Annotated in this window: 25 protein-coding genes and 1 pseudogene; 11 read left to right on the plus strand and 15 right to left on the minus strand. The window is 41.8% G+C overall.

The genetic code is table 11. The annotated features are described in order from the left end of the window. Positions 1 to 2 precede the first annotated feature (2 nt). The gene (gene rnc, locus LPB86_RS03030) at positions 3 to 731 is read left to right on the plus strand and encodes a ribonuclease III (protein WP_230641066.1); all 729 of its coding nucleotides are present in this window, start codon (positions 3 to 5) and stop codon (positions 729 to 731) included. On the opposite strand, the gene LPB86_RS03035 is transcribed toward rnc, so the two are convergent. Continuing rightward, positions 724 to 1,530: a hypothetical protein gene (locus LPB86_RS03035; RefSeq protein ID WP_230641067.1), complete on the minus strand. Its 807-nt coding sequence runs from the start codon at positions 1,528 to 1,530 to the stop codon at positions 724 to 726. The two genes, rnc and LPB86_RS03035, sit on opposite strands and share 8 nt — an antisense overlap. Before the next feature lie 84 nt (positions 1,531 to 1,614). Between LPB86_RS03035 and LPB86_RS03040 the strand changes: the two genes are divergently transcribed. From LPB86_RS03040 to nadD, 3 genes are read left to right on the plus strand one after another with little or no spacing between them, the layout of a single operon-like run. Then, complete coding sequence (locus LPB86_RS03040) at positions 1,615 to 2,478, plus strand: YicC/YloC family endoribonuclease (RefSeq protein ID WP_230644281.1); 864 nt, start codon at positions 1,615 to 1,617, stop codon at positions 2,476 to 2,478. Between the two features lie 18 nt (positions 2,479 to 2,496). Further along, positions 2,497 to 3,066: a guanylate kinase gene (gene gmk, locus LPB86_RS03045; protein ID WP_230641068.1), complete on the plus strand. Its 570-nt coding sequence runs from the start codon at positions 2,497 to 2,499 to the stop codon at positions 3,064 to 3,066. An 11-nt stretch (positions 3,067 to 3,077) separates the two neighbouring features. Continuing rightward, positions 3,078 to 3,650 (plus strand): nicotinate (nicotinamide) nucleotide adenylyltransferase, encoded by a 573-nt coding sequence (nadD, locus tag LPB86_RS03050; protein ID WP_230641069.1) that lies wholly within the window; start codon positions 3,078 to 3,080, stop codon positions 3,648 to 3,650. A gap of 1 nt (position 3,651) precedes the next feature. On the opposite strand, the gene LPB86_RS03055 is transcribed toward nadD, so the two are convergent. Then, entirely contained in the window at positions 3,652 to 4,359 is a 708-nt protein-coding gene (locus LPB86_RS03055; RefSeq protein ID WP_230641070.1) for an SAM-dependent methyltransferase, read from the minus strand. Between the two features lie 304 nt (positions 4,360 to 4,663). On the opposite strand from LPB86_RS03055, the pseudogene LPB86_RS20925 reads away from it, so the two are divergent. From LPB86_RS20925 to LPB86_RS03065, 3 genes and pseudogenes are all read left to right on the plus strand, one after another. Beyond that, positions 4,664 to 5,065 (plus strand): annotated as a pseudogene (locus LPB86_RS20925) (DUF6600 domain-containing protein); the annotation flags it as partial. A gap of 451 nt (positions 5,066 to 5,516) precedes the next feature. Then, positions 5,517 to 6,131: a hypothetical protein gene (locus LPB86_RS20930; protein ID WP_370632810.1), complete on the plus strand. Its 615-nt coding sequence runs from the start codon at positions 5,517 to 5,519 to the stop codon at positions 6,129 to 6,131. A gap of 102 nt (positions 6,132 to 6,233) precedes the next feature. Then, positions 6,234 to 7,814: a peptide chain release factor 3 gene (locus tag LPB86_RS03065; RefSeq protein WP_230641072.1), complete on the plus strand. Its 1,581-nt coding sequence runs from the start codon at positions 6,234 to 6,236 to the stop codon at positions 7,812 to 7,814. A gap of 44 nt (positions 7,815 to 7,858) precedes the next feature. Here LPB86_RS03065 and LPB86_RS03070 read toward each other — a convergent pair whose 3' ends face one another. From LPB86_RS03070 to LPB86_RS03115, 10 genes are read right to left on the minus strand one after another with little or no spacing between them, the layout of a single operon-like run. Next, complete coding sequence (locus LPB86_RS03070; protein WP_230641073.1) at positions 7,859 to 9,112, minus strand: pyridoxal phosphate-dependent aminotransferase; 1,254 nt, start codon at positions 9,110 to 9,112, stop codon at positions 7,859 to 7,861. A 24-nt stretch (positions 9,113 to 9,136) separates the two neighbouring features. After that, positions 9,137 to 10,468 carry an argininosuccinate lyase gene (gene argH / locus LPB86_RS03075; protein WP_230641074.1) on the minus strand — a complete coding sequence of 444 codons (1,332 nt, stop codon included), beginning with the start codon at positions 10,466 to 10,468 and terminating at the stop codon, positions 9,137 to 9,139. Between the two features lie 42 nt (positions 10,469 to 10,510). After that, positions 10,511 to 11,578 carry a M20 family metallo-hydrolase gene (locus tag LPB86_RS03080; RefSeq protein ID WP_230641075.1) on the minus strand — a complete coding sequence of 356 codons (1,068 nt, stop codon included), beginning with the start codon at positions 11,576 to 11,578 and terminating at the stop codon, positions 10,511 to 10,513. Position 11,579: 1 nt separating this feature from the next. Then, complete coding sequence (proC, locus tag LPB86_RS03085; RefSeq protein ID WP_230641076.1) at positions 11,580 to 12,398, minus strand: pyrroline-5-carboxylate reductase; 819 nt, start codon at positions 12,396 to 12,398, stop codon at positions 11,580 to 11,582. A 2-nt stretch (positions 12,399 to 12,400) separates the two neighbouring features. Beyond that, positions 12,401 to 13,192, minus strand: coding sequence for an acetylglutamate kinase (argB, locus tag LPB86_RS03090; protein ID WP_370632811.1), 792 nt, complete (start codon positions 13,190 to 13,192; stop codon positions 12,401 to 12,403). A 4-nt stretch (positions 13,193 to 13,196) separates the two neighbouring features. Further along, positions 13,197 to 14,162, minus strand: coding sequence for an acetylornithine carbamoyltransferase (locus tag LPB86_RS03095; protein ID WP_230641078.1), 966 nt, complete (start codon positions 14,160 to 14,162; stop codon positions 13,197 to 13,199). Positions 14,163 to 14,177: 15 nt separating this feature from the next. Further along, positions 14,178 to 15,311: an aspartate aminotransferase family protein gene (locus tag LPB86_RS03100; protein ID WP_230641079.1), complete on the minus strand. Its 1,134-nt coding sequence runs from the start codon at positions 15,309 to 15,311 to the stop codon at positions 14,178 to 14,180. Between the two features lie 30 nt (positions 15,312 to 15,341). Continuing rightward, positions 15,342 to 16,313, minus strand: coding sequence for an N-acetyl-gamma-glutamyl-phosphate reductase (gene argC / locus LPB86_RS03105; RefSeq protein ID WP_230641080.1), 972 nt, complete (start codon positions 16,311 to 16,313; stop codon positions 15,342 to 15,344). Further along, entirely contained in the window at positions 16,303 to 17,496 is a 1,194-nt protein-coding gene (locus LPB86_RS03110; RefSeq protein ID WP_230641081.1) for an argininosuccinate synthase, read from the minus strand. The genes argC and LPB86_RS03110 overlap by 11 nt, the downstream gene beginning before the upstream one ends. 49 nt (positions 17,497 to 17,545) lie before the next feature. Beyond that, positions 17,546 to 18,253 (minus strand): GNAT family N-acetyltransferase, encoded by a 708-nt coding sequence (locus LPB86_RS03115; protein WP_230641082.1) that lies wholly within the window; start codon positions 18,251 to 18,253, stop codon positions 17,546 to 17,548. A gap of 434 nt (positions 18,254 to 18,687) precedes the next feature. On the opposite strand from LPB86_RS03115, the gene namA reads away from it, so the two are divergent. Continuing rightward, entirely contained in the window at positions 18,688 to 19,764 is a 1,077-nt protein-coding gene (namA, locus tag LPB86_RS03120) for an NADPH dehydrogenase NamA (protein WP_230641083.1), read from the plus strand. Here the strand turns inward: namA and LPB86_RS20935 are convergent. Beyond that, positions 19,761 to 21,035 (minus strand): ATP-binding protein, encoded by a 1,275-nt coding sequence (locus LPB86_RS20935; protein WP_370632812.1) that lies wholly within the window; start codon positions 21,033 to 21,035, stop codon positions 19,761 to 19,763. The genes namA and LPB86_RS20935 overlap by 4 nt on opposite strands. A 287-nt stretch (positions 21,036 to 21,322) precedes the next feature. Between LPB86_RS20935 and LPB86_RS03130 the strand changes: the two genes are divergently transcribed. Together LPB86_RS03130 and LPB86_RS03135 are read left to right on the plus strand one after the other, a co-directional pair. Continuing rightward, entirely contained in the window at positions 21,323 to 21,628 is a 306-nt protein-coding gene (locus LPB86_RS03130) for a YbaB/EbfC family nucleoid-associated protein (RefSeq protein WP_230641085.1), read from the plus strand. Positions 21,629 to 21,651: 23 nt separating this feature from the next. Further along, the gene (locus LPB86_RS03135; protein ID WP_230641086.1) at positions 21,652 to 22,329 is read left to right on the plus strand and encodes a metal-dependent hydrolase; all 678 of its coding nucleotides are present in this window, start codon (positions 21,652 to 21,654) and stop codon (positions 22,327 to 22,329) included. Positions 22,330 to 22,351: 22 nt separating this feature from the next. Here the strand turns inward: LPB86_RS03135 and LPB86_RS03140 are convergent, their stop codons facing one another. Then, on the minus strand, positions 22,352 to 23,035 hold the full coding sequence (locus LPB86_RS03140) for a hypothetical protein (RefSeq protein ID WP_230641087.1): 684 nt from the start codon (positions 23,033 to 23,035) through the stop codon (positions 22,352 to 22,354). 128 nt (positions 23,036 to 23,163) lie between these two features. Between LPB86_RS03140 and polA the strand changes: the two genes are divergently transcribed. Continuing rightward, on the plus strand, positions 23,164 to 25,986 hold the full coding sequence (gene polA, locus LPB86_RS03145) for a DNA polymerase I (protein WP_230641088.1): 2,823 nt from the start codon (positions 23,164 to 23,166) through the stop codon (positions 25,984 to 25,986). Between the two features lie 169 nt (positions 25,987 to 26,155). Here the strand turns inward: polA and LPB86_RS03150 are convergent, their stop codons facing one another. Further along, complete coding sequence (locus tag LPB86_RS03150) at positions 26,156 to 26,491, minus strand: MGMT family protein (RefSeq protein ID WP_230641089.1); 336 nt, start codon at positions 26,489 to 26,491, stop codon at positions 26,156 to 26,158.

The following is a 26,491-nucleotide window of genomic DNA, read 5'->3' on the forward strand; positions in this document are numbered from 1 at the left end:
CAATGCCCTTATTTGACCTCTATAAGCTTTATTTATCGGCTGATAAGGAATTTGTTAAAAAGCTGAAAAACATACTCGGGTTTGTTCCTGGAAATACTGTTTTATATAAAATGGCTTTCAGGCACCGTTCTGTGGCTAAAGTATTAAAAAACGGGAGCCGGAGCAGCAATGAGCGTTTAGAATTTCTTGGCGATGCCATCCTGGGTTCTGTAATTGCCGAACTTTTGTTTAAAAGCTATCCTTATAAAGAGGAGGGATTTTTAACAGAAATGCGTTCTAAAATTGTGAACCGTGTAAATTTAAACCAGCTGGCCCGCAAAATGGGTTTCGACCAACTGATTATCTTTGATCAGAAGATGGTGAATGTGCAAACCAAACACCACTCTATGCTTGGTGATGCTTTTGAAGCGCTTATTGGTGCAATATATCTTGATAAGGGATATGATTTTACAAGGGAGTTTTTGATGAAGAGGATTGTAAAGCCTTACATCGACATTCATACACTGGAACTTACAGAAACTAACTTTAAAAGTAAGTTGATTGAATGGTGCCAGCGTCATGGTAAAGATATCACCTTTGATATGGTGCAGAACGGAGAAGGCGAAAGCACTAAGTTATTTACCATTCAGGCTATGATTGAAGGTGAAAACTATGGCATCGGGCGTGACTACAACAAGAAGAATGCGGAAAAGCTTGCAGCTGAAAAAGCCTGCGAAGCACTCTCTATTTAATTCTTTTTAAACTATCTGCTTTTAATATTTCCCTTTTTAGCGAATCCAGATTTGGATTGGTCAGATTAGGATTTGCCTTTAAATCTTCCGTATACTTTGTATAAGCATCCCTGATGTACTTAATGGCATCATATTCAGCCCATTTTCTTGCTTTGCTATACTCCGGACGGTAATTTATCATAAAATAATCCAGCTCTTTGCCTCCCTTTAAAGGCGTATGCTTTTTAACCATAAACTCATTAAAAAGTCCGTCAATTTCTGATTGCTGCAGCTCCGTGGTGGCATATTTACCAAACCGCCTTGCATTTTTAGGTGTCTTTCCGAAAAGCTCATAAACCGCCGTTAGCGGAGAAAAAATATAGGATAACAATGGTGGTTTACCTTCGTAAAAAGTGCCCTTATCCCTGTAATCCTGTTTAATTTCTTTAAATTCCTCTTTCCTGTTCTGACCCGCGGTAATCTTTACTTCCTTTAAATTTGTACCCCGGTTTAAGTAAATAACCATATCCTTAGTAGAAGTAACGGCAGCCTCGGTAGTGGCATACTCTATCCTGAAAATCATTAAGGTATCTGTAACCAGTCCACCGATCTGAAAAAAACCGAAGCTATTGCTTTGCACAGAAGCCCCTGTTCTTTTATTTACAACCTCTGCATCACCAAGTCGTGTTGTGGTACCACGTTCCATAATTACCCCCCTTACAATACCCGCCTGCTGGGCCTCAGAAACAAAGGGCACGACCATTAAAGCGAACATCAAAAAGAAAAGAAATGTGAATGGGCGAAGTCTTGTGAAAATCATTATGTAAATTTAAACATAATGATTAAAAATCGTACCATTAAACCGTTTTAACAATAAATTATATCTTTGCACATGATAAAATCTATGACAGGCTATGGCCTGGCCTCTACAGACCATGAAAATATTAAATTTGCCGTAGAGATCAAATCTTTAAACAGTAAGTTCCTGGAACTGAATTTAAAACTACCGCGGGCATATGCCGATAAGGAACTTTTACTGCGTAATGTGTGTAGCAAGGATATTGAGCGCGGAAAAGTAAATGTGTCTGTTAATATTGAGCGTTCTGCGGAGAACCTGAAGGGGGCCACCATAAATGCAGCACTGTTAAGTAAATACTACAAACAGCTGGAGGCCATCAACATAGATTTGGGTGCAAATTCCGGTAATTTATTACAAGCAGTTCTTAATTTTCCTGAAGTCATCAGCTACACGGAAGATGAGGCCAGCGATTCGGAATGGAAAGTATTAAATGAAACCTTTAATACAGCCCTAAAAAACTTCAACAAATTTAGAGAAGATGAAGGCGCTGTTTTAAGAAGTGACCTGGAACTTAGAATTAAAAACATTCTGCAGTTTTTTGCTCAGATTGAAGTTTTGGAACCATTGAGGATTCCGCAAATCAGAAGCCGGTTAAACCAGTTTTTGGAAGACAATGTAGGCAAGCTGAATGTAGATCAAAACCGCCTGGAGCAGGAATTGATTTATTACATAGACAAATTGGACATTACAGAAGAAAAAATTCGCTTACGCAGTCATTGTGATTACTTTGTGGAAGCTTTGAAGGGTAAGGATGCCAATGGTAAAAAACTCGGATTTATTTCTCAGGAGATAGGCAGGGAAATTAATACCATGGGTGCTAAAGCCAATGATGCCCAAATACAGCAACTGGTTGTGGGTATGAAAGAAGAACTGGAGAAGATAAAAGAACAGCTTTTAAACGTCCTCTAGCATAATAACGAAACATCAATGAAACAAGGAAAACTGATCATATTTTCTGCTCCTTCCGGTGCCGGGAAAACCACTATCGTAAAACACCTGCTCACTAAATTTCCATCCCTGTCCTTTTCTATTTCTGCTACAACAAGAGAGCAGCGCGGAGATGAAGTTCATGAAAAGGATTATTACTTTATTTCCAAAGAAGCCTTTTTGCATAAAGTAGCACACCAGGAGTTTGTGGAATTTGAAGAGGTATATAACGGTACTTTTTATGGCACACTGCGCTCTGAAATCCAACGCATCTGGGACGCTGGTAAACATGTGATTTTTGATATTGACGTGGAAGGTGGCATCAGGTTAAAAAGAAAATATGAGGCAGATGCATTGGCTATTTTTGTGCAGCCACCCTCACTTGAAGTGCTTAAAGAAAGATTAACAGGAAGAGGTACAGACAGTCCCGAAAAACTTCAGGAACGCTTTACAAAGGCTGAAAAAGAGCTTGAATATGCAGAAAAGTTTGATGTGATCCTGAAGAATTATGACCTGGAAGTTGCCTGCCAGGAAGCAGAAAAGCTTGTGGCTGATTTTATAGCTTCGTAATTTGTGCTGTCATGAAGACTGGCCTTTTCTTCGGTTCTTTTAACCCCATACACACCGGGCACCTGATTATAGCCAATTATATGGCTTCTTTTACGGAACTGGATGAAGTATGGTTAGTGGTCTCGCCACACAATCCATTAAAAGAGAAGAAAGGGCTTGGCAACATGTACGACAGGTTGGAGATGGCCAGGCTGGCAACGGAAAAGGCCGAACACCTTAAGGTAAGCAACATAGAGTTTGGCTTACCACAGCCCTCTTATACTATAGATACTTTAACTTATCTTCAGGAAAAATATCCAGACAGAACGTTTGCATTGATTATGGGTGCCGATAACCTGGCTTCTTTTAAAAAATGGAAAAATTACGAGGTCTTGCTTAAAAACTATCAGCTCTATGTTTACCCAAGACCAGGTATCGATTTAACAGAATGGAAAAGCCATCCTTCTATTATACTGACAGATACCCCACAGATGGATATCTCTTCTACATTTATCCGTAAAGCCATTAAGGAGCATAAAAGCATTCAGTTCCAGGTTCCGGATGCCGTAATCGCTTTTATTGAAAGCAAAAACATGTACAGGTAAATTACCTGTACAACAAAAAGATAGTTGGTTTTTTATGCAAGTCTATTCTTTCCTGACGCCATTGTCCGATAGACATGGTTTTAATCATCTCATCTTCTCCGGTAATGTTACAAGCTACGCACAGCAAAGTCTGGGCAGCGGTATTCTTTAAAATATCTTCGTAAAGGTGGTTGTTTCTAAATGGCGTTTCTATAAACAGTTGTGTTTGCTTGTTTTTTATGGCAAGTTGTTCCAGCTCTTTAATCCGTTTTCCACGTTCGGTTTTATCGATCGGCAGATAGCCATGAAAGGTGAAGCTCTGTCCGTTAAATCCGGAAGCCATTAAAGCCAAAAGAATAGAACTTGGGCCAACCAGTGGAACCACTTTTATCCCTCTTTTATGTGCCTCGGCAACAACATCCGCACCGGGATCTGCTATACCCGGACTTCCGGCTTCACTCATCAAACCCACATCTTTACCGGTCATCAGTTCCTTAAAATAAGGCACCATAGAATCGTTACGTTTGTGCTTCCCGTAATCGTGAATTTTCAATTCACTTTGTGGTTTTTGCAATCCCGCCTCTTTTAAAAACTTTCTTGCTGTCTTTTCATTTTCAACAATGTAAGTATCCAGAGCGTTAATTGTATCTAACAAATAGGGTGTATATGATTTTGCAGATGCATTTTCCGCTAACGGTACAGGAATTAAAAACAGGGTGCCTTTGCTCATTTGAATAGATTAAATTAGTACTGTATTGCTTTTTTTACAGTTTACAAAAGAATAAAATAATTGGTTGTAAAGCGCATTTTAATGTTAAATATTCTACTCAGCGCGCATAGTGGTATGGAATTACTTGTTTTTTAGCATCATACTTCGTAAATTGTATCATGTTTTACAGGCTCAAAACCTAAACCAAGGCCTGTTCTGTATAGGTTTACAATTAGATTACATTGGAGATTAAACTAATGTAATTATCGGAACTCAAATTGATATCTTAAAAATAGGTTAAGAAACAAATATAAATCACACACACATGAAAAACAGGATTAAATTTCCGGCCATAGTTTTGGGGCTACTGCTCCTGCTCACCGGATTCACACAGCAGACAAAGGCGCAGGATGATGATGTGTCTCTGCAAACTTTTTACGATGAATTATCTCCTTATGGAACCTGGATACAAGATCAGGAGTATGGCTATGTATGGCGGCCTGATGTAGATCAGAGTGATTTTAGACCATACTACAGCAATGGACGATGGGCCATGACCGAATATGGAAATACATGGGTATCTGATTATGATTGGGGTTGGGCTCCTTTCCATTACGGACGCTGGGTAACCAACAGGTACAATCAATGGCTTTGGATCCCGGATACCACCTGGGGACCTGCATGGGTAAGCTGGAGATCTGGCGGGGGTTACTATGGCTGGGCGCCACTAGGGCCAAGAATGGGTGTAAGTGTGAACTTTGGGTTTAGCATTCCAGACTTGTGGTGGTGTTTTGTACCACAGGCCAACATTTACTATAGCCGCTTTCCAAGGTACTATGCCAACAGAAATTATGGAATCCTGGGTCGTACTACCTATATTACCAATGTTTATGTACACAACAGAAACTCTTATTACACAGGTCCAAGAAGAGATGATATCAGGAGGGCAACACGTCAGGATGTAAGGGTGTATAACATTAATCGTTCTGACAGACCTGGAAGAGGAGGGATTTCTAACAACAGCATTAATATGTATACGCCACGGGGCGGAAGGGGAGATAATGCCAATGCGGTTCCAAGAACTGTAGCACCTGGAAGTTCCTATATAGCCAATCGTGGTGGCAGAGGCGAAAATGGCAATGGGACCAGACCAGATCGTGCAGCTGAAAGAAATCCTGATGGGAACAGGCCGGACAGAGGTACTGCGAACCCTGGAGATAGGGGAACTGAAGGTGGTCGTCCGGGAAGATTTGGAACGCCAGGCAACAGGAACCAATCTGGAGCAGATCGTCAGCAACGTGACGCACAAACTCCTGAGCAAAGACAACAGCGCCAGCAGCAGTTTGAGCAACAACGCCAGCAACGTGGCGATGCACAACGTCAGCAAGGTGATCAACAAAGGCAACAGCGTACTGAGGCTGAAAACCAGCAAAGAGAGCAGCAGCGCCAACAACGTGGTGAAGCGCAACGTCAGCAGGCAGATCAGCAAAGGCAACAAGCCGATCAACAGCAGAGACAGCAGCGCAGCGAGGCTGAAAACCAACAAAGACAACAGCAACGTGAGCAGGCGCAACAACAAAGGCAGCAAGCAGAGCAGCAGCAGAGACAGCAACGCAGTGAAGCTGAAAACCAACAAAGACAACAGCAGGCGCAACAACAACGTCAGCAGGTTGAACAGCAACGTCAGCAGCAACAACAACAAAGAAGTTCTGAAAGCCGCGGTGGTGGCGAGGGACGTGGTGGCAGATCAGGCAGAAACTAACACCATAAATATTGCGGAGAAGAGGGATTGATGGGATTGAAGCGCATGGAAAACCGGCTATAATGGCCGGTTTTTCTTTTGTTATTTATCTTTATCTTTGCAACCGCTTCAGCAAAACACGCTGAACCCTTTTATGATTCACCCTGAAATAGAAAAAAGAAAAACGTTTGCCATTATCAGTCACCCGGATGCCGGTAAAACTACTTTAACAGAAAAGTTTTTGTTATTTGGTGGTGCCATCAATACGGCCGGAGCTGTAAAGCGAAATAAAGCCAACCAAAGCAGTACCTCCGATTTTATGGAGATTGAAAAGCAACGTGGAATTTCCGTAGCGACTTCTGTAATGGGCTTTGAGTATAGCGACAAACGGATCAACATCCTGGATACCCCTGGTCACAAGGATTTCGCGGAAGATACCTACAGAACATTATCTGCGGTAGATAGTGTGATCCTAGTGGTAGATTGCGTTAAGGGTGTGGAAGAGCAAACGGAAAAGTTAATGTCGGTATGCCGCATGCGGAATACACCGGTAATCATTTTTATCAATAAAATGGACCGGGAGGGTAAAGAGGCTTTCGACTTGCTTGACGAAATAGAAAACAAATTGAACATTAGCCTTTGTCCTTTGTCATGGCCTATTGGGCAAGGACATACCTTTAAAGGCGTATATAGCATCTATAACAAACACTTAAATCTTTTTGAACCAGACAAAACCAAAATCAGCGAGCCGGTTATTGAGGTTAACGACCTGAATGATGAAAGTTTGACCCAATTCCTTAAGCCAAAAGAACTTTCGGGCTTAAAAGATGACCTGGAGCTGGTTCATGGCGTTTACGGAGACCTGGATAAAAGCATGTATACGGAAGGCTTACTTGCCCCTGTATTTTTTGGCAGTGCCATCAATAACTTTGGGATTAAAGAATTGCTGGATACTTTTATTGACATTGCACCAAGTCCGAGAAGCAGGGAAGCGGAGCAGCGGGAAGTATTGGTAAATGAAAAAAACTTTAGTGGCTTTGTATTTAAAATCCATGCCAACCTGGACCCTAAACACCGCGACCGGATTGCTTTCTTAAGAATTTGCTCTGGTAAATTTGAACGAAACAAGTTCTACTACCATACCCGCCAGCAAAAGAAACTAAAGTTCTCTAATCCGATGGACTTCATGGCCAATGAGAAAAGTATTGTAGAGGAAGCATGGCCGGGTGACGTAGTTGGTTTATACGATAGTGGCAACTTTAAAATTGGAGACACCTTAACTGAGGGAGAACAATTGCAATTTAAGGGCATTCCAAGCTTCTCTCCCGAAATATTTAAGGAAGTAGAGAACCTTGACCCTTTAAGAACCAAACAGCTTGAAAAGGGCATACAACAGCTTACGGAAGAGGGGGTAGCACAGCTCTTTGTTCAGCAGCCGGGTAACCGAAAAATAATTGGTGCCGTGGGTGATTTGCAATTTGAGGTTATTGCTTTCCGCCTGGAGCATGAATATGGGGCAAAAGCGCATTTTAGGATGTTAAGCTACACCAGATCTAACTGGGTAACTTCTACTGATAAAAAGAAATTAGAAGAGTTTTTAAAGCGGAAGCAACAACACATTGGAGAAGATAAAGATGGGAATCCTGTGTATTTGGCTGATAACGATTTTATGATTAACATGACCAAAAGGGATTATCCTGATATTGAATTCCACAAAACATCAGAGTTTAAATAAAACAAAAGGCGACCCATTTGGATCGCCTTTTGTTTTAGACATTGTTACTTCAGCTTACTTAGTGCTGCTTTAATTCTTGGCATCATGTCTTTCACATCCTGTAAAGTACAAGCGCCAACAGATGCCCTGAACCATGGCATATCTTCATCATTACCGAAAGCAGAAAATGGCACCAATGCGGCTAAGGCTTCTTTGATCAGATAAAAGTTAACATCTGCGCTATTTTTAAGCACCTGACCTTCGGGAGTAGTTTTACCAATGTAATCTATTTTAATAGTGAGGTAAATGGCGCCCATAGGCTGTACCGCATCTACACTAAAACCTTCTTCTTTAAGCGCAATAAAGCCTGTATACAATGCATTTAAGCTATCTTGTATCCGTGATTTAAACTCCGCTAAAAAGCCATCCAGTACTTCAGTCTGGTTGAAATAATTGGCCATAGCTACCTGCTCGGCCTTAGGCGCCCAGGCACCCATATGTCCCACCAATGCTTTCATGCGGTTGATGATATCTGCCGGGCCAAAGCCCCATCCTACACGCACACCAGTAGCAGCAAGACATTTTGAACTACCATCTACAAAGATGGTGTAGTCTCTGATTTCAGGCCTTAAGCTCACCGGATTTACGTGATCTACTCCAAAGGTAAGTAAGGAATAAATTTGGTCGTACATCAGGTACAGGGGTTTCTCACCTTCAGCACGGGAGTTGTTTTCTTCCAGCACCGCATCACATATTTCAGCCAATTGATCTGCCGTAAACATGGTTCCCGTCGGGTTTAGGGGAGAACAAAGTGCCAGCAACGTTGCTCCTTTTAAATGTGGTTTCAACTGTGCGGCCGTAGGCATAAAATTATGTGCTGCATCTGTTTCTACCGCTATAGCCCTGGCAGAAGTCAAATGGCAATAATGGTTATTGTTCCATGATGGTGCAGGGAAAACTACGGTATCACCCGGATCAATTAAGGCCAGGTAAGTAGCATAAATGAGCGGTCTGGAGCCTCCCGAAACCAAGATTTCATTGGTGCCATAATCCAGCGCAAATCTTTCTTTAAGCATTGCCGATACCGTTTCACGTAATGGCAAAATACCATCCGCAGGTGGGTAATTGGTTTGATTATCTTGATAAGCGGCAACAATACCCTCTTTCAGTTCAGCAGGAATTGGGTAAATATTCGAGTCAAAATCACCAATGGTAAGGTTGGCGATTTTTGCACCCTTACGTTTCATTTCATTTACTTCATTACCGATTTTGATAATTTCTGAGCCAATAAGAGAGCTTGCTAAAGCGGATACTTTCATATTTGTTTTGTGTTATACGGGTATTTAAGCCAATAAATTTTTAATGGCTGTATTAATTTTTTCAAAGTTGAACTGCTGCAGTACGCCATTCATCATGCCTGTAATTTCCTGGTTGCACAAGTTGCCTATGCTACCCTCGTGGGTATGATTTACTTTTGTATCGGGTACAAACGTACCTTTCTCTATGCTTTCGCCAACAATTTTATAAGCCTCTCTAAAAGGAACACCATCAAGCGCAAGGTTATTCACCACCTCTACACTAAATAGATAAGCATATTTAGGGTCTTTTAGAATATCGTCCTTAATGCTGATGTTTTGCAGCATATAGGTGGTCATTTCCAAACATTCATTTAAGGAGATGATGGAAGGGAAAAGTGTTTCTTTGAGCAGTTGCAAATCACGGTGATAGCCAGAAGGGAGGTTAGTGATCATCATCGCAATTTCATTAGGCAAAGCCTGAATTTTATTACATCTGGAACGGATCAGCTCAAATACATCCGGGTTCTTCTTATGCGGCATGATAGACGAACCGGTAGTCAGCTCATCAGGAAAACTGATAAAGCCAAAGTTTTGGTTAATGAATAAAGTAACATCCATGGCCATTTTTGCCAGCGTAGCCGCAATTGAAGACATGGCCTGAGCTAAAATACGCTCTGTTTTGCCCCTGCCCATCTGTGCATAAACCACATTGTAGTTTAAAGTTTCAAAACCCAACAGTTCTGTGGTCATTGTTCTGTTTAGCGGGAAGGAAGAACCGTAACCGGCAGCAGAGCCTAATGGATTTTTATTGCATACCTTCCATGCAGCCAGCATCATTTCCAAATCATCAACCAGGCTTTCCGCATATGCACCAAACCACAATCCAAACGAAGAAGGCATAGCAATTTGCAGGTGGGTATAACCGGGAAGCAGCTGATGGGCGTGGCTATTGCTCAGCGAAATCAGTTCATTAAATAACACTTCGGTGTTTTTAACCATCTCTTCAATCCGGTACCTGAAAAATAACTTTAAATCTACCAGCACCTGGTCATTGCGGCTTCGTCCGCTATGGATCTTCTTGCCAGCTTCACCAATGCGTTGGGTCAATAACCACTCTACCTGCGAGTGTACATCTTCTACCGCATCTTCAATAACAAAGTTTCCAGCTTCAATATCCACATAAATGTGTTTCAATTCCTTTTGGATCTCTGCCAGTTCCGCAGCAGTCAGCAACCCGATGCTTTCCAGCATTTCTACATGTGCCAGTGAACCCAGCACATCAAAAGCTGCCATTTGTAAATCCAGTTCCCTGTCTCTACCTACAGTAAAAGTATCTATGTTTTTATTTACGCTTACGTTTTTCTGCCAGATCTTCATTTCGCAAAATTAGGAATAATACCATTAGGGTAGATAGCCTTGTTATTTACCATGGATTACAGGTTTTAAAATATTAATGTACAATTCAATGCCTTCGGCAATTTCCTTTACGAAAACGTATTCATCTGCCATGTGCGACCGTGCTGAATCACCTGGCCCCACTTTTACAGAGGGAATGCTCAACAGCGCCTGATCTGAAGTGGTGGGAGAACCATAGGTGGTCCTGCCAAGGGCCAAGCCAGATTGTACCACAGGATGGGACTTTTCTATAGAAGATGGTTTTAACCGCACAGACCGTGGTTTAACCTCACAATTTACATTGGTGCGGATAATTTTAAGTACTTCTTCATTCGTGTAAGCATCCGTTACCCGCACATCAACGGTAAATGTACAAGTTGCAGGCACCACATTGTGCTGAGAACCCGCATTAATGATGGTTACCGACATTTTTAAAGGGCCAAACATTTCCGACACCTTAGAAAAACGATAGGTACGGAACCATTCAATGTCTTTTAACGCTTTATAAATTGCATTTTCACCTTCTTCACGTGCGGCATGCCCGGCCTTTCCTGTAGCCGTACAATCCAAAACCAGCAATCCCCTTTCTGCTATGGCCAGTTGCATCTCTGTAGGTTCACCAACAATGGCAAAATCCAATTCACCCAATTCCGGGAGAATGCACTCCAGGCCGTTGGTTCCTGAAATTTCTTCTTCTGCAGTGGCGGCAAGACAGATGTTATAACTTAAACCTTCCTGCTCATAGAAGTACAAAAATGTGGCGATTAAGGAAACCAGACAACCACCGGCATCATTACTGCCAAGGCCGTAGAGCTTTCCTTCCTCAACATCTGGCTGGTAAGGATTACGGGTATAACCCGAGTTGGGTTTTACTGTATCGTGATGAGAGTTTAAAAGTACAGTAGGTTTTTGAGCATCAAAATGTTTATTGTATGCCCAAATATTATTTAGTTTACGATGCGTTTTAACCGATCTTTCTTGTAAGAATTGCTCAATTAAAGTTGCCGTTTTATCCTCTTCTCTGCTAAAGGACTGGATACTGATCAGTTGTTTTAACAACACTAAACTATCATCCTGCAGTTTTTCTATCATATTATTCTTTTGTATATAAAGCGCCTGCTTTCTCGGCACTCAATTTAATGCCCTTGATTAGTGAAGAACTAAAGCCATTGTGTTCCATTTCATTCAATCCGGCAATCGTACATCCTTTTGGCGAAGTAACTTTATCAATTTCCTGCTCTGGATGCGATTCCATTTGCAGAAGCAAATCTGCGGCGCCCTTAGCGGTTTGCACCGCCATTTTAAGTGCTTCATCAGCATGAAAACCAATCTCTACCCCACCTTGCGAAGCCGCCCTGATAGCGCGTAAAAAGAAAGCAATACCACAGGCACATAAGGCAGTGGCAGAAGTCATTAAATCTTCATTGATCTTCACTACGGCACCTACAGTCTCAAACATCCGCACAACTTCTTTGACGTTGGCTTCCGAAGCATTGTCTGTAGCCACGCAGGTCATAGATTGACCAATAGCGATAGCTGTGTTAGGCATTGCACGAACAACCTGTGCCTGATCGGCAAGCTTATTTCTCACATCGGCACAACTTACGCCCGAGGCTACAGAAATAAACAATTGTTTATTTACATCTAAAACACCCTTTATTTGATCTAAAAGTTGGTTAAGTTGCTGGGGCAATACCGCAAGTACAACAATATCAGCATTCGCTACTACCGCAGCATTATCTGTACTTACATGATAGCCATGTGCAGCATAGGCATCCAAACCAGCAACGTTACGCCTGGTAAGGCTAATTTGGGATGGACTTACATAATTGGCTTTAACTAAACCTTTGGCTAATGACAAACCTATATTTCCGCTGCCTAAAATGGCTATTTTCCCTTTATATTGTTCCATAGTTATTGAATTAAACGGGTGCCAAATCCACCCTCATTTATTTGTACCAATTCATCCGCTTTGCCGATATATACTTCGGTTACACCACTTTTTATAGCTTCAAATGCATTGTGCAACTTAGGGATCATTCCACCAGAAACCACACCTTCTGCCTTTAAGCCCTCAAATTCGTTCATCCTGATTTCTGGAACCAGAGAACTGTCATCATCTACATCACTAAGTACACCTTTCTTTTCAAAACAGTAAACCAAACGTGTGTCGTATAAGTCGGACATCGCTACAGCCACGGCCGAGGCAATGGTATCTGCATTGGTATTTAACAATTGGGTATCACCATCATGAGTAATGGCACACAATACAGGAACCAGCCCCGCATTTAACAACTGACCCAATGTAGCTGAAGAAACAGAACTTACATCCAGATCACCAACAAAACCATAATCAATGTCTTTTACCGGACGTTTAACCGCCTTGACGATATTACCATCTGCACCAGTTAAACCAATGGCATTACAACCTTTAGCCTGCAACTGTGCTACCATATTTTTATTGATCAGTCCGGCATAAACCATGGTTACTATCCGCAAGGTCTCAATATCAGTAATTCTACGGCCTTCCACCATCTTAGCTTCAATACCTAGTGACAAACCCAGTTCCGTTGCAATCTTTCCACCACCGTGAATCAGAATCTTCTGACCCGGCAAAGCGGTAAAGTCCAGCAGAAACTGGTGTAGCTTTTCAGAATTATCTATAACATTTCCACCAATCTTAATAACAGTTAGCTGACTTTTCATCATGCTAAGATAGGTTTTGCAATAAATCTTTCAAAACTGCCTGCGCTGCCCATAACCGGTTACCTGCTTCATGAATTACCAGTGAATTTGGTCCATCAAGAATCTCAGACGACAGTTCCAGATCACGGCGTACTGGCAAACAATGCATTACCTTAGCGTCATTGGTGCCTTTAAGTTTTTCATTGGTCATCATCCATCCATCAGGATAAGTAAGTACCTTACCATATTCCTTAAAGCTAGACCAGTTTTTAACGTAAATATAATCTGCATCTTTTAAAGCTTCCTCCTGGTTGTGCAGAATGGTCGCTCCCTTTGTAAAATCCTCAGAAAGCTCGTATCCCTCTGGCTGTGCAATGGTAAAATCTACCAGGCCCTCTGCCTGTGCTTTACACATCCATTCTGCAAAAGAATTGGGTACTGCTTGTGGCAAAGCTTTAACATGGGGCGCCCAGGTCAAAACAACTTTAGGTTTGCTTTCCGCCTTCCAGGTTTCACGAATGGTCACCAGGTCGGCAAGACTTTGTAGTGGATGGCGGGTAGCACTTTCAAGGCTTACTACAGGTACTCCACAGTATTTTATAAATTTATTAAAAAAATCTTCGTTGTAATCCTCGTCACGGTTAAGCAGTTTAGGGAAAGAGCGAAGCCCAAGAATGTCGCAATACTGCCCCATTACCGCAGCAGCCTCTTTAATGTGCTCTACAGTACTGCCATTCATCACCACACCATCTTCTGTTTCCAATGCCCAGCCTTCTTTGTCCATGTTCATCACCATTACGCTCATACCGAGGTTAATGGCTGCCTTTTGTGTACTCAACCGGGTACGCAGACTTGGATTTAAGAAAACCAGTCCAAGGGTTTTGTTCTTTCCTAAATCCTGATGTGCATAAGGATTTTGTTTAAGTGCCAGTGCGGCTTCAACCAGCTGGGTAATCTCTCCAGCATCATGTACAGAGGTAAATTGTTTCATTGATGGTTCTTAGGATTAGCTTTTTAAGGCAATTTTAAAGTTTTCTAAAAATTGGTTCGCATGTTCCATACTCAGGTTCAATGCAGGCAGTAATCTGATAACGTTAGGCTTAGCTTCGCCGGTAAAAATATGTTGTTTAAATAACAAGTTCTTTTTAACCTGGCTTAGCTCTTCAGGAAGGTCTATACCAATCATCAAGCCACGTCCGCGGACTTCCTTTACTTCTTCAAATTTCTTTAATTCGGTAATCAGGTAGCGCCCAACTTCTTCAGCATTCTGCATCAGGTTGTCTTGCTCCATTATTTCCAGTACGGCCAATGCAGCGGCACAAGCCAAATGGTTACCGCCAAAAGTAGTGCCCAGCATATAGTGCCATGGTTTAAACTTAGGTGCAATGGAAATACCTGCTACAGGAAATCCGTTGCCCATTCCTTTGGCCATGGTATATACATCCGCTGCTACACCCGCGTAATCATGCGAATAGAAAAGCCCTGTTCTGCCATAGCCACATTGTACACTATCGGCAATATACACCGCATTATATTGGTCGCAAAGCGAACGGATTTGCTGAAGGAAACTTACAGAAGCCTCTTTGATACCGCCTACACCCTGAATACCTTCAATGATAACCGCAGAGATTTCATTTCCATAATCAGCAAATGCCTGCGCTAAAGCTGCCTCATCATTGTGTGGCAAAAAGATCACATTGTCCGTTTCATTTACCGGGGCAATAATTTTAGGGTTGTCTGTGCAAGCAACGGCAAGAGATGTTCTGCCGTGAAAGGCCCCTTTAAAGGCAATGATCTTCTTCCTGTTGTTGTAAAAAGAAGCTAGTTTTAAAGCATTCTCATTCGCTTCTGCACCAGAGTTACACAAGAACAACTGGTAATCTGTTTTACCAGAAACCTGTCCAAGTTTCTCTGCCAGCTCTACCTGTAAGGCAATTTTAACAGAGTTGGAATAAAAACCAACTTTGTTAAGCTGATCAGTAAGGCGTTGTACATAATGCGGATGGGTATGGCCGATGGAAATCACGGCATGGCCCCCATATAAGTCTAAATATTCCTGACCGTTGGCATCCCAGACCTTGCTGCCGGATGCTTTTACAATTTCTATATCATTAAGTGGGTATACATCAAAAAGATTCATGTTTTGTACTGTTTTAAGGTTGTAAATAAGTTAAAATGCTGCGGCTTTCAAATTCAAGCCTTGCCGTTCCGGCAATCCAAACATTAAATTCATATTCTGCACCGCCTGTCCGCTTGCACCTTTTAACAAGTTATCAATCATGCTTACAATAAAGACCTTGTTTCCATGTTTTTCTACATGTACAAGCCCTTTATTGGTGTTTACCACCTGCTTAAGATCAATATTCTTTTTGCTCACATGCGTAAACACATGTTCTGCATAATAATCCTCGTACAGTTTTTCGATCTCCTCTGCAGCCAGTTCAGTTTCTGTATATACCGCCGCCAGAATGCCTCTCGTGAAATCTCCGCGTTGGGGGATAAAACTCAATTCCGAATTAAATTCAGGAGCCAATTGCAACAGGCTCTCCCCAATTTCGTTGAGGTGTTGGTGTTCAAAAGCTTTATACACCGAAAGGTTATTGTTGCGCCAGCTAAAATGAGAAGTAGCAGAAAGACTTTGTCCGGCGCCAGTAGAACCAGTAGTAGCATTGATGTGCACTTCATTTTTCAGCAAGCCTTTAGCAGCCAAAGGCAGTAAAGCCAACTGGATAGCCGTGGCGAAACAGCCAGGGTTAGCAATGTAAGAAGCAGCTTTGATACGTTCACGGTTCAATTCAGGCAAACCATATACCCACTGATCGCCTGCGGCTGCTTTTAGCCTAAAATCCTGGCTAAGGTCTATGATCTTTATGCCTTCAGCAATAGGATTGGCCGTTAAAAACTTTTTCGCATCACCATGGCCTACGCATAAAAATAACACATCAATATCCTGGGGAAGCTGATCTGTAAAGCGAAGATCAGTATCTCCAAGTAAATCGGTATGTACATCAGAAAGCAAATTACCTGCATTACTGCTGCTGTTTACAAAAGCAATTTCTACTGATGGGTGGTTTACCAGCAAGCGGATCATCTCTCCACCTGTGTAGCCAGCGCCACCAACAATACCTGCTCTAACTTTCATCGCTATTTACTTTATGGTAAATCATCACCTGGTTACCAAATATCTTAGAGAAGCCTTTTACATCTTCGCCACTCCAGGCATTGTTCATTTCGCCATAGCTGCCAAACTTATTGCTCATCAAATCGTGTTTGGATTCAATGCCAATGATCTGGAAACGGTAAGGCAGCAACTCAACAAAAACCTTTCCGCTTACCGTTTTTTGGGTATCAGCCAAAAAGGCTTCTATATTGCGCATAATCGGATCATGAAACTGACCTTCATGCAACCAGTTACCATAAAAAGAAGACAATTGCTCTTTCCATGAAAGCTGCCATTTGGTTAAAGTATGTTTCTCTAAAGTATGGTGGGCTTTGATAATTACAATTGGTGCCGCAGCTTCAAAACCTACACGGCCTTTAATACCAATAATAGTATCACCAACATGAATATCGCGTCCAATGCCATAAGGCTGCGCAATAGCTTGTAATTTTTGAATGGCTTTAACCGGTTCCAGCACCTCTCCGTCTATCCCTGTAAGTTCCCCTTTTTCAAAAGTAAGCTCCAGTTTACGTGAGCTGGTTTCAGACACCTGAGTTGGCCATGCCTCTTCAGGTAAGGTTTCATGAGAAGTTAGCGTTTCCTTGCCACCTACAGAAGTTCCCCATAGGCCTTTATTGATGGAATACCTTGCTTTTTCAGCACTATATTCAACGCCATGTGCCGCCAGGTATTCTATTTCAGCTTCACGGGATAATTTTAAATCTCTGATTGGGGTGATGATTTCTACACCCGGAATGATGATATTGAAGATCATGTCAAAACGAACCTGATCATTCCCTGCACCAGTACTGCCATGGGCAACATAATCAGCACCTATTTTTTTTACGTAATTGGCAATAGCTGTTGCCTGGCTAACACGTTCTGCACTAACAGAAAGTGGGTAAGTAGCATTTTTAAGTACGTTACCAAATATCAAATATTTAATACAGCCTTCATAATAACTGCTGGTTTCATCAACTACAGCATGCGAAGCAACACCTAAAGCGTAAGCACGTTTCTCAATTTCTTTAAGTTCATCTTCGCTGAACCCTCCCGTATTTACAATAACGGAATGAACTTCCAAATCACGGTCTTGTGCAAGATAAATGCAGCAAAATGAGGTATCTAAACCTCCGCTAAAAGCTAAAACAACTTTTTTCTTCATTATAATGGTTTAATTGTGATGAAGGCTTCCGGCTTCATCGGTGCAACAGCTATTTATTAAATAAAACAGGCAATAAGCCGAAAAAGGACTTAAACCCGGTTTTGTTTTGTTCTTTTGGCTGGATAACCAGTCGCTGCTTTATGCGCATAAAGCGTTCATAAAGCTTTGGTTTTTTCTGCAGTTCTTCTGCAAATTTCTTAGCTACATCGTGCTTTTGAGTGGCGGGATCGTACAACATTGCGGTACACATGCAGTTCTTACGCTCCTTCATGGTTAAGATTTCAAAGTTTATACAACTCTGGCAGCCCTTCCAAAAGTCTTCATCCTGTGTAAGTTCCGAGTAAGTAACCGGCTCATATCCAAGATCCGAATTGATCTTCATGACCGCTAAACCAGTAGTTAGGCCAAAAATCTTTGCCTTTGGATATTTTTGTCGTGATAACTGAAAGATCTCATGCTTAATCGCGTTGGCAAGCCCGGCTTTTCTGAATTTCGGACTTACAATAAGCCCGGAATTGGCCACAAACTGTCCATGGCTCCAGGTTTCTATATAGCAAAACCCAGCCCAGGTTCCGTCTTTATGGAAAGCGATTACCGCTTTTCCATCAGCCATTTTACCCGCAACATAGTCTGGAGATCTTTTGGCAATACCCGTACCACGGGCTTTTGCAGACTCAGCCATTTCCTCGCAGATTTCTTCTGCAAAGACACGATGTTCAGGAAGTGCAACCTGCACTATAAAATCGTTTATATTCATTAATAGGATAACGAAAAGATAAATGTTTTGATTAATTGTTTTTTGAGAGGCAATCCTCTGTGGAAGCGCATTAGGCTATTCCGGGCGGGCTACTCAAATGCGTGGGGTATAATTTTGCCGGTTCGTGGTTACAGAAAAGATCGGTCTCAGGCGCTCAATAAACAAACTCCTCGAAGCAATATTCTTTGCTCCGGCGATTGAAAGTTTATGTGCACTTGGTTTGATCATTTTGTGTTTTATTTCCTGCTTTAAATTAATGAAGCGCAAAGGTTTAAATTAATTTTGAGTTGTGCAACTGGTTTTTAACTTTTTTACAATTTTAGGGCAAAAACTTAATGTCAATTTAACACAGCTGCCCTGCTGATTCCTTTACACTTACACGACAACAAACCGATGCAGGAATTGTTTATTTGTACAATAAAAAAACAGCCGATATGTCATTGTTATTTTCTCCCATTACCATTAAAAATATTACGCTTAAAAATAGAATTGTGGTCTCACCGATGTGCCAGTATTCTGCCATAGACGGCTTTGCCAACGACTGGCATCTGGTACATCTTGGTAGCCGTGCCGTTGGCGGTGCAGGTTTAATTATCCAGGAAGCCACTGCAGTATCTGCTGATGGCAGGATTTCTCCGGATGACCTTGGCCTTTGGAGCGATGAACAAATCCCCATGCTAAAACGGATAACCAGCTTCATCAATAGCCAGGGTGCTATTGCAGGCATCCAACTGGCTCATGCCGGACGTAAAGCCAGCTTTCAATCGCCCTTTAAAGGAGGACAACAACTGCTTGCTGAAGATGGTGGTTGGGAAACAATAGCTCCAAGCGCTGTTCCATTTCATGAAAAAGACCTTCCACCTACCGCAGTCACGAAGGAAAGAATTCAGGAATTAATTGCCGATTTCAAAGCAGCCACGCAACGGGCGCTTACTGCCGGCTACGAGGTAATTGAACTTCACGCCGCCCACGGATACTTGTTCCATCAGTTTTTATCGCCCCTAAGTAATTTGCGTACGGATGAATATGGAGGTAGCTTTGAAAACAGGATCCGTTTTCTATTGGAAAGCCTGGAAGCTGTACAACAGGTATGGCCGGCACAAAACCCTTTATTCGTTCGCATTTCTGCAACGGACTGGGCTGAAGGGGGCTGGACTGAAGCTGACGCGATACAACTTTCCCGGATTTTAAAAGACAAAGGAGTTGATCTCATTGATACTTCTTCGGGTGGCCTGGCCATACAACAGCAAATCCCACTTTCTCCCGGCTACCAAGTTCCATTCGCAGCATCTATCAAGAAGGAAACAGGTATTTTAACCGGTGCGGTAGGATTGATTACCGAAGCACAGCAATCAGAAGATATTCTTAAAAAAGGAGAAGCCGATCTTATTTTTATTGCACGCGAATTATTGAGAGATCCATATTTCCCTTTGCATGCAGCAGGAGCATTAAACGCAGAAGTAAAATGGCCTTCACAGTACGAGAGAGCAAAACCAAGAAAAAGGGCCTAACTAATTTTTGTAATTTCGCTAATCGCGTAGAGCGGTAAATTAATCAGCCAGTCTTCCTTTCTATAATCAGACATGGAGGTTCTTACAGCTGTCTCAGGATTATATTTTTGACAAAAAACCTTCAGGCTTTTTGCTTTTAAATTTTCCTCTGCCTTTACTTCTACCGGAATAATTTTACCATTATGTTGCAAAAGGAAGTCTATTTCAGCAGTTCCGTTTTCGGCCGACCAATAATAAGTAGTTATTCCAGTCAGCACGATCAATTGTTGCAGTACAAATTGCTCTGTTAATGCACCTTTAAATTCCTCGAAGACATTATTGCCTTCGAGGAGTGTTTTTACGTCCATATCTACCATAGCACCCAACAAACCTACATCTACAATAAATAATTTAAAAGCACCAAAGTCTTCATAGGCCTTTAAAGGCATTGCTGGTTTGGTAGCCCTGTTTACCTTATATAATAAGCCGCAATCAATAAGCCAGGATAGCGCCAGCTCATACTCTTTTGCCCTGGCCCCCTGTTTGATAACCCCATAAACAAACTTCTTATTTTCCTTTGCCAACTGCAGCGGTATAGAATTCCATAACATTCGGATCCTTGGTACAATTTCATTTGGAGCATGTTTAGAAAAGTCTTGTTCGTAAGAAGATAAAATGCGTTTTTGTATTTCACGGACCTCATCAAAATCTCCATTTTTTACAAAAGCCAATACGCCCTCGGGCATTCCACCTACATAGTAATATTGTTTTAACAGCTGTATATATTTTAGCCTAAAGCTTTTGATCAAGCCCCAATCTTTACTTTTTAAGAGCTCAAGTAAAGGTTCTTCTTTCATCGCTTCCATAAACTCAATAAAGTTTAATGGGTATAAATCAATAAAATCAACTTTCCCAACAGGGAAAGAAGTATGGCCACTTAATGCAACGCCCAGCAGCGAACCTGCAGAAATCACATGGTATTCAGGGGCATTCTCCTGAAAATATTTTAACGAGGTAAGCGCACCTGGCGCCTCCTGGATCTCATCTAAAATGATCAGGGTATCTGCCGGCTTTATAATGATCCCTGTTTCTATCTGTAATGCGGTTATAATCCGCTGAATGTTAAAGTCGTCAGCAAAAATACCAGCAAGCGCTTTATTACTTTCAAAATTGACATATGCGCACTGTTCGTATTCTGCTTTACCAAAAGATTTCATCAACCACGTTTTACCCACCTGCCTGGCTCCTCTAATGATAAGTGGCTTGCGGTTACTGGAATGTTTCCATTTAATTAACGAGTTTAGCTCTGGTTCTTTTCATTTATCTTCAGTATTGTGATGGAATCAGAATGCTAAAATACACTTTTTCCAACGAATAAATGTAACACATCACACTTTTTCCAATGAATAAATGTAACATACCACACTTTTCCTAACGAATATTAACAAAAACAGCCTTTAGCCTATTTAAAGCAATTGGGGATCAAAGTCGAAAAACAGCGCAAAAAAACCACTTAATTAATATTGGCTGGATAAACTAAAATGCCTTAATTTCGTTTACTTATTAAAATACAAGAAACATGTTTGAAAAATTAATGGCCGCACAACAAAAAGCGGAAGAAATTAAGAAAAAATTAGACACTATATATGTTGATGGAGAAGTAGAAGGTGGTGCCATCAAGATTACTGCAACAGCCAACAAAACCATTACTGCGGTTGAAATTGATGAGGAATTTTACAAACAGGCCGACAAAGAAGAACTGGAAGAATTGTTGCAGGCAGCAATTAACAAAACATTAACCCGCGCAGATGAAGTAAGCGCATCCGAAATGGAAGCCATGACCAAAGACATGATGGGCGGTCTTGGCGGCATGTTTGGTGCTTAGTATTTACGTTAACAATATATAAAATGAAATTTACATATTATGGGCAGTCTTGCTGCCTGATAGAAGCAGAGGGAAAGAAATTTCTTTTCGACCCATTTATTACGCACAATCCTCTGGCGCAGCACATAGACATCAAAACCATTGAGGCAGATTACATCCTGGTAAGCCATGGGCACGGAGATCACCTGGCTGACTTAGTGGAATTGGCCGCACAAACCAATGCACAGGTTATTGGCATGGTTGAGGTAATGGCATGGGCAGAAAAGCAAGGTGTAAAAAATACCTGGTCTATGAACTTTGGCGTTCAGAAATTTGATTTCGGCAAGTTAAGAATGGTCTGGGCTACACACTCCAGCTCTATGCCAGATGGAAGTTACGGCGGAAACCCAGCAGGCTTTGTACTGGAAATTGGCGGTAAAACAATCTATTTTGCTGGAGACACTTCCTTAAACGCAGATATGAAGATTTTGCCAGACTTATATAAATTGGATTATGCCATTTTGCCTATCGGTGGAAATTTCACTATGGATGTAGATGATGCAATCCTGGCAACGAAATACATCCAGTGTGATAAAGTGATTGGTGTACATTACGATACTTTTCCTCCTATTAAAATAGACAAGGAAGAAGCACTTGCTAAATTTAAAAGAGAGCAAAAACTGTTACATCTACCCGCAATTGGAGAGACAATAGCGCTATAACTAACTAGATAAACAGTAAAAGTTATTTGTGCATGGCATTATAGGCCGCCACAAAAGCTTTTACTGTTTTTACATCAAAGTTTTCTGTCGCTTTAATGCGCTCGGCCAGATCATCATCATTGGTCAGCTTCTGCAATAAAAGAGCCCTTGTACGACTGGCATCCGCATCTTTACCATCATAAGCAACTACTTGTATCGGTCCCGTTCCCAGTTTTTCAATATAATAAACGCCCCGGCTCGCTTTTACACTGCCATCCTCATTCTGTCTTCTGCCACCGCCAAAGGTGATGCCACCGCCAAAACCTACGCCACCAAATCCACCAGTTCCCATGCCAATGCCTACCGAAGGCCTGATCCTTGTTTTTTCACGTGGTGCCTCTTCAGCACCAGTACTGCCACCAAGAGAGTATAAATTTACAGCACCCATTTCTATCACCTTAAAAAAGCGGAACTCCATATTTTTCTTAAATACAATTGGTTTGCTTACATACGTATCGCCGTTCCACAAAAAAGATTGAACATCTTTAGCCTGATATTGAGTAACGGTCTTATCATCGTTCAATAAAAAGACAGAAGCAAAGTCAGTTGATTTTATGGTACCGCGTACAAAGTTTGTACTGTCTATGGTAACAGCGTCCTGCGCAGCAGCTATCCGACCAAAAACAGTTAAGAAAAAGAATACAGCCAGTAATTTAAATGAGTTCATGCTGATGGGGTTTATTTAGCAAATAACGTAATTAATGCTCAATAATTATGATTTCCTTCAACTATGCATTCTTTAAACCGATTTTATAAAAATTGCTACCTTTATCCAGGTAAGATCAGCACACAAATATGAATCCAACAGAAAAAAAACTTTTCCTTCTTGACGGCATGGCGCTAATTTACAGGGCACATTTTGCCCTAAGTAAAAATCCAAGATTTACATCTACCGGTATCAATACCTCTGCTGTAATGGGATTTGCCAATACTTTAATGGAAGTACTGAAAAAGGAAAAACCAAGTCATATTGCAGTAGTTTTTGATACAGATGCACCCACAGAAAGACATATAGATTTTGCTGCTTATAAAGCCCACAGACAGGCCATGCCAGAAGATTTATCTGCGGCATTACCTCATATCTTTAAATTGATTGAAGGCTTTAACATTCCTGTAATTACAAAGGATGGTTTTGAAGCAGATGACATCATTGGAACCCTTGCCAAGGAAGCAGAAAAAAAAGGCTTTAAGGTATACTGCATGACCCCAGATAAAGATTTCGGGCAACTGGTTTCAGAAAATATTTTCATCTATAAACCCGCCCGAATGGGTAACGACATGGAAATCCTTGGTGTTGATGAAATCCTTAAGAAATGGGAGATTGAAAACGTAAGCCAGGTTATAGACATTCTTGGCTTATGGGGTGATGCGGTAGACAACATTCCCGGAATCCCGGGAATTGGCGAAAAGACAGCTAAACTACTGATTAAACAGTATGGTTCGGTAGAAAACATCATTGCCAATTCACATGAACTCAAAGGCAAGCAACGGGAAAATGTAGAAATGTTTGCCGAGCAAGGTATGGTTTCTAAAAAACTGGCTACAATCATTCTGGATGTGCCTGTAGAATTTGATGAAAAGTCCTTAGAGCTGGAAGAGCCCAGCAGAGAATTACTGGAACCTCTATTTGCAGAATTAGAATTCAGAACGCTTGGCAAGCGGGTATTTGGTGAAGCCTTTTCAATTGGCGACAGCAGAAGTAGTGGTTCGCAGCAAATTGACCTGTTTGGGAATGCCCTTGAGGAGCCTGCACCAGCTAAAGTCTTTGTTGCACCGGCCTCCTTATTTGAGCAATCAGAAGCGTATAAAACGCTTGAGGATGTACCGCACGATTACCAAAAAGTAGATACTGCTGAGCAACGCAAAGCTTTGATCTCTTTGCTACAGCAGCAAAAAAGCATTTGCTTTGACACCGAGACTACTAACATAGATGCAAACCTGGCGGAACTGGTGGGACTTTCTTTCGCTATTAAACCTGGCGAGGCCTGGTACATCCCACTTCCCGCAAACAGAGAGGATGCACAACAAATTATAGAAGAATTTAGAACTGTACTGGAAGACGAAAATATTGGAAAAACAGGACAAAACCTGAAATATGATATCCTGGTCATGAAATGGTATGGCATCAATATCAAGGGAGAACTCTTTGACACCATGCTGGCGCACTACCTGATAGATCCGGATACCCGTCATGGCATGGATTTGCTGTCCGAAAATTATCTTGGTTACCGTCCAATTTCCATTACTTCTTTAATTGGCTCTAAAGGTAAAAACCAGGGCAACATGCGCGATGTCCCTGTAGAGCAGGTGGTAGATTACGCCGCAGAAGATGCGGATGTAACCCTACAATTGGCCAATGTATTTGCACCCATGCTTAAAGAGTTTAATGCCCATGAATTGGCTACTAATGTAGAAAATCCACTGGTATATGTATTGGCCGACATCGAGAAAGAAGGCGTAAGGATAGACATTGAAACCTTACAGGCTTATTCTAAAGAGCTGGAAAAAGATATCGCAATTTTTGAACAGAACGTATTTGACAAATGTGGGGTAAAATTTAACCTGGCTTCACCAAAACAGCTTGGCGAGGTGTTGTTTGATAAGCTTCAGCTAGATCCTAAGGCTAAAAAAACAAAGACCGGGCAATACCAGACAGGCGAAGATGTATTGCTGGCCCTTGCCCATAAAAGCGATGTGGTACAGGACATCCTTGATTTCCGCCAGTTACAGAAATTAAAATCTACCTATGTTGATGCCTTGCCTTTGCTGGTTAATCCAAAAACAGGCAGGGTACATACCAGCTTTAACCAGGCAGTTGCAGCCACTGGTCGTTTAAGTTCCAACAATCCCAACCTGCAAAACATTCCTATCCGCACAGAGCGGGGCAGGGAAGTCCGTAAAGCATTTATTGCAAGAGACGAAGACCATGTTTTGCTTTCTGCAGATTATTCCCAGATAGAGCTTCGGATTATTGCGGAGATCAGTAAAGAAGAAAACATGCTGGATGCCTTTAGCAAAGGCATAGACATTCATACTGCCACTGCCGCCAAAGTTTATGGGGTAACCAATGAAGAAGTAGACAGCACCCAAAGAAGAAATGCTAAAGCAGTAAACTTTGGAATCATTTACGGACAATCGGCTTTTGGCTTGTCTCAAAACCTGAACATCCCCCGTAAAGAGGCTGCAGCAATGATAGAACAATATTTTGCGCAATATCCCGGTATCAAAAGGTACATGAACGATACGATGAATTTTGCCAGGGAAAACGGTTTTGTAGAAACCATCCTGGGCAGGAGAAGGTACCTGCGTGACATCAATTCTGCCAATCAAACCGTACGTGGTTTTGCAGAGCGAAATGCCATCAATGCGCCCATACAGGGTTCTGCAGCTGATATGATTAAAGTGGCCATGATCAACATCCACAAAGACATGCAGGATCGTGGGTTAAAATCTAAAATGACCATGCAGGTACATGATGAGCTTGTGTTTGATGTATTGAAAACTGAAGTCGCTGAAATGAAGGAAATTATTGAGCACCGCATGAAAACGGCCATCAAAACCAATGTGCCTATTGAAGTGGAAATTGGCGAAGGTGTCAACTGGCTTGCTGCCCACTAATACTCGCTACGCATGGACGACTCATTTTCGGTGTCAACTCGCCACCAACAATACACACCCGGAGTTGAAATTCAAGAAAGATGAATTGATCTACGAGCAGGCCTAGGAATTTGCAGCCCTTTTTCAGGGCAAAAAGATCCAGCCTGCGACAGATTAATTCATCTTTATTTTACAACTCCAACATAGGATCCCAAAAGACCTTTTTAAAATCCTGCACTTTATCGTTTTTAACGGTCACACCCTCTTGTTCCAAAAGCTCCTGCATCAGCGTAGGCGTACCAAAATGAAACTTTCCGGTCAATAACCCACTACTGTTTACCACACGTTGTGCCGGTACGGCCGGTTCTGCATCATGCGCATAACTCATCGCATGCCCTACCATTCTGGACGATTTAGCGGCTCCCAGGCTTTTGGCAATTGCACCGTAAGAGGTAACCCTTCCTTTTGGAATGAGCCTGGCTATTTCATAAACCTGTTCATAAAAAGAAGCCGTATTACTACCCAT

The sequence above is a fragment of the Pedobacter sp. MC2016-14 genome (assembly GCF_020991475.1).
Taxonomy (GTDB): domain Bacteria; phylum Bacteroidota; class Bacteroidia; order Sphingobacteriales; family Sphingobacteriaceae; genus Pedobacter.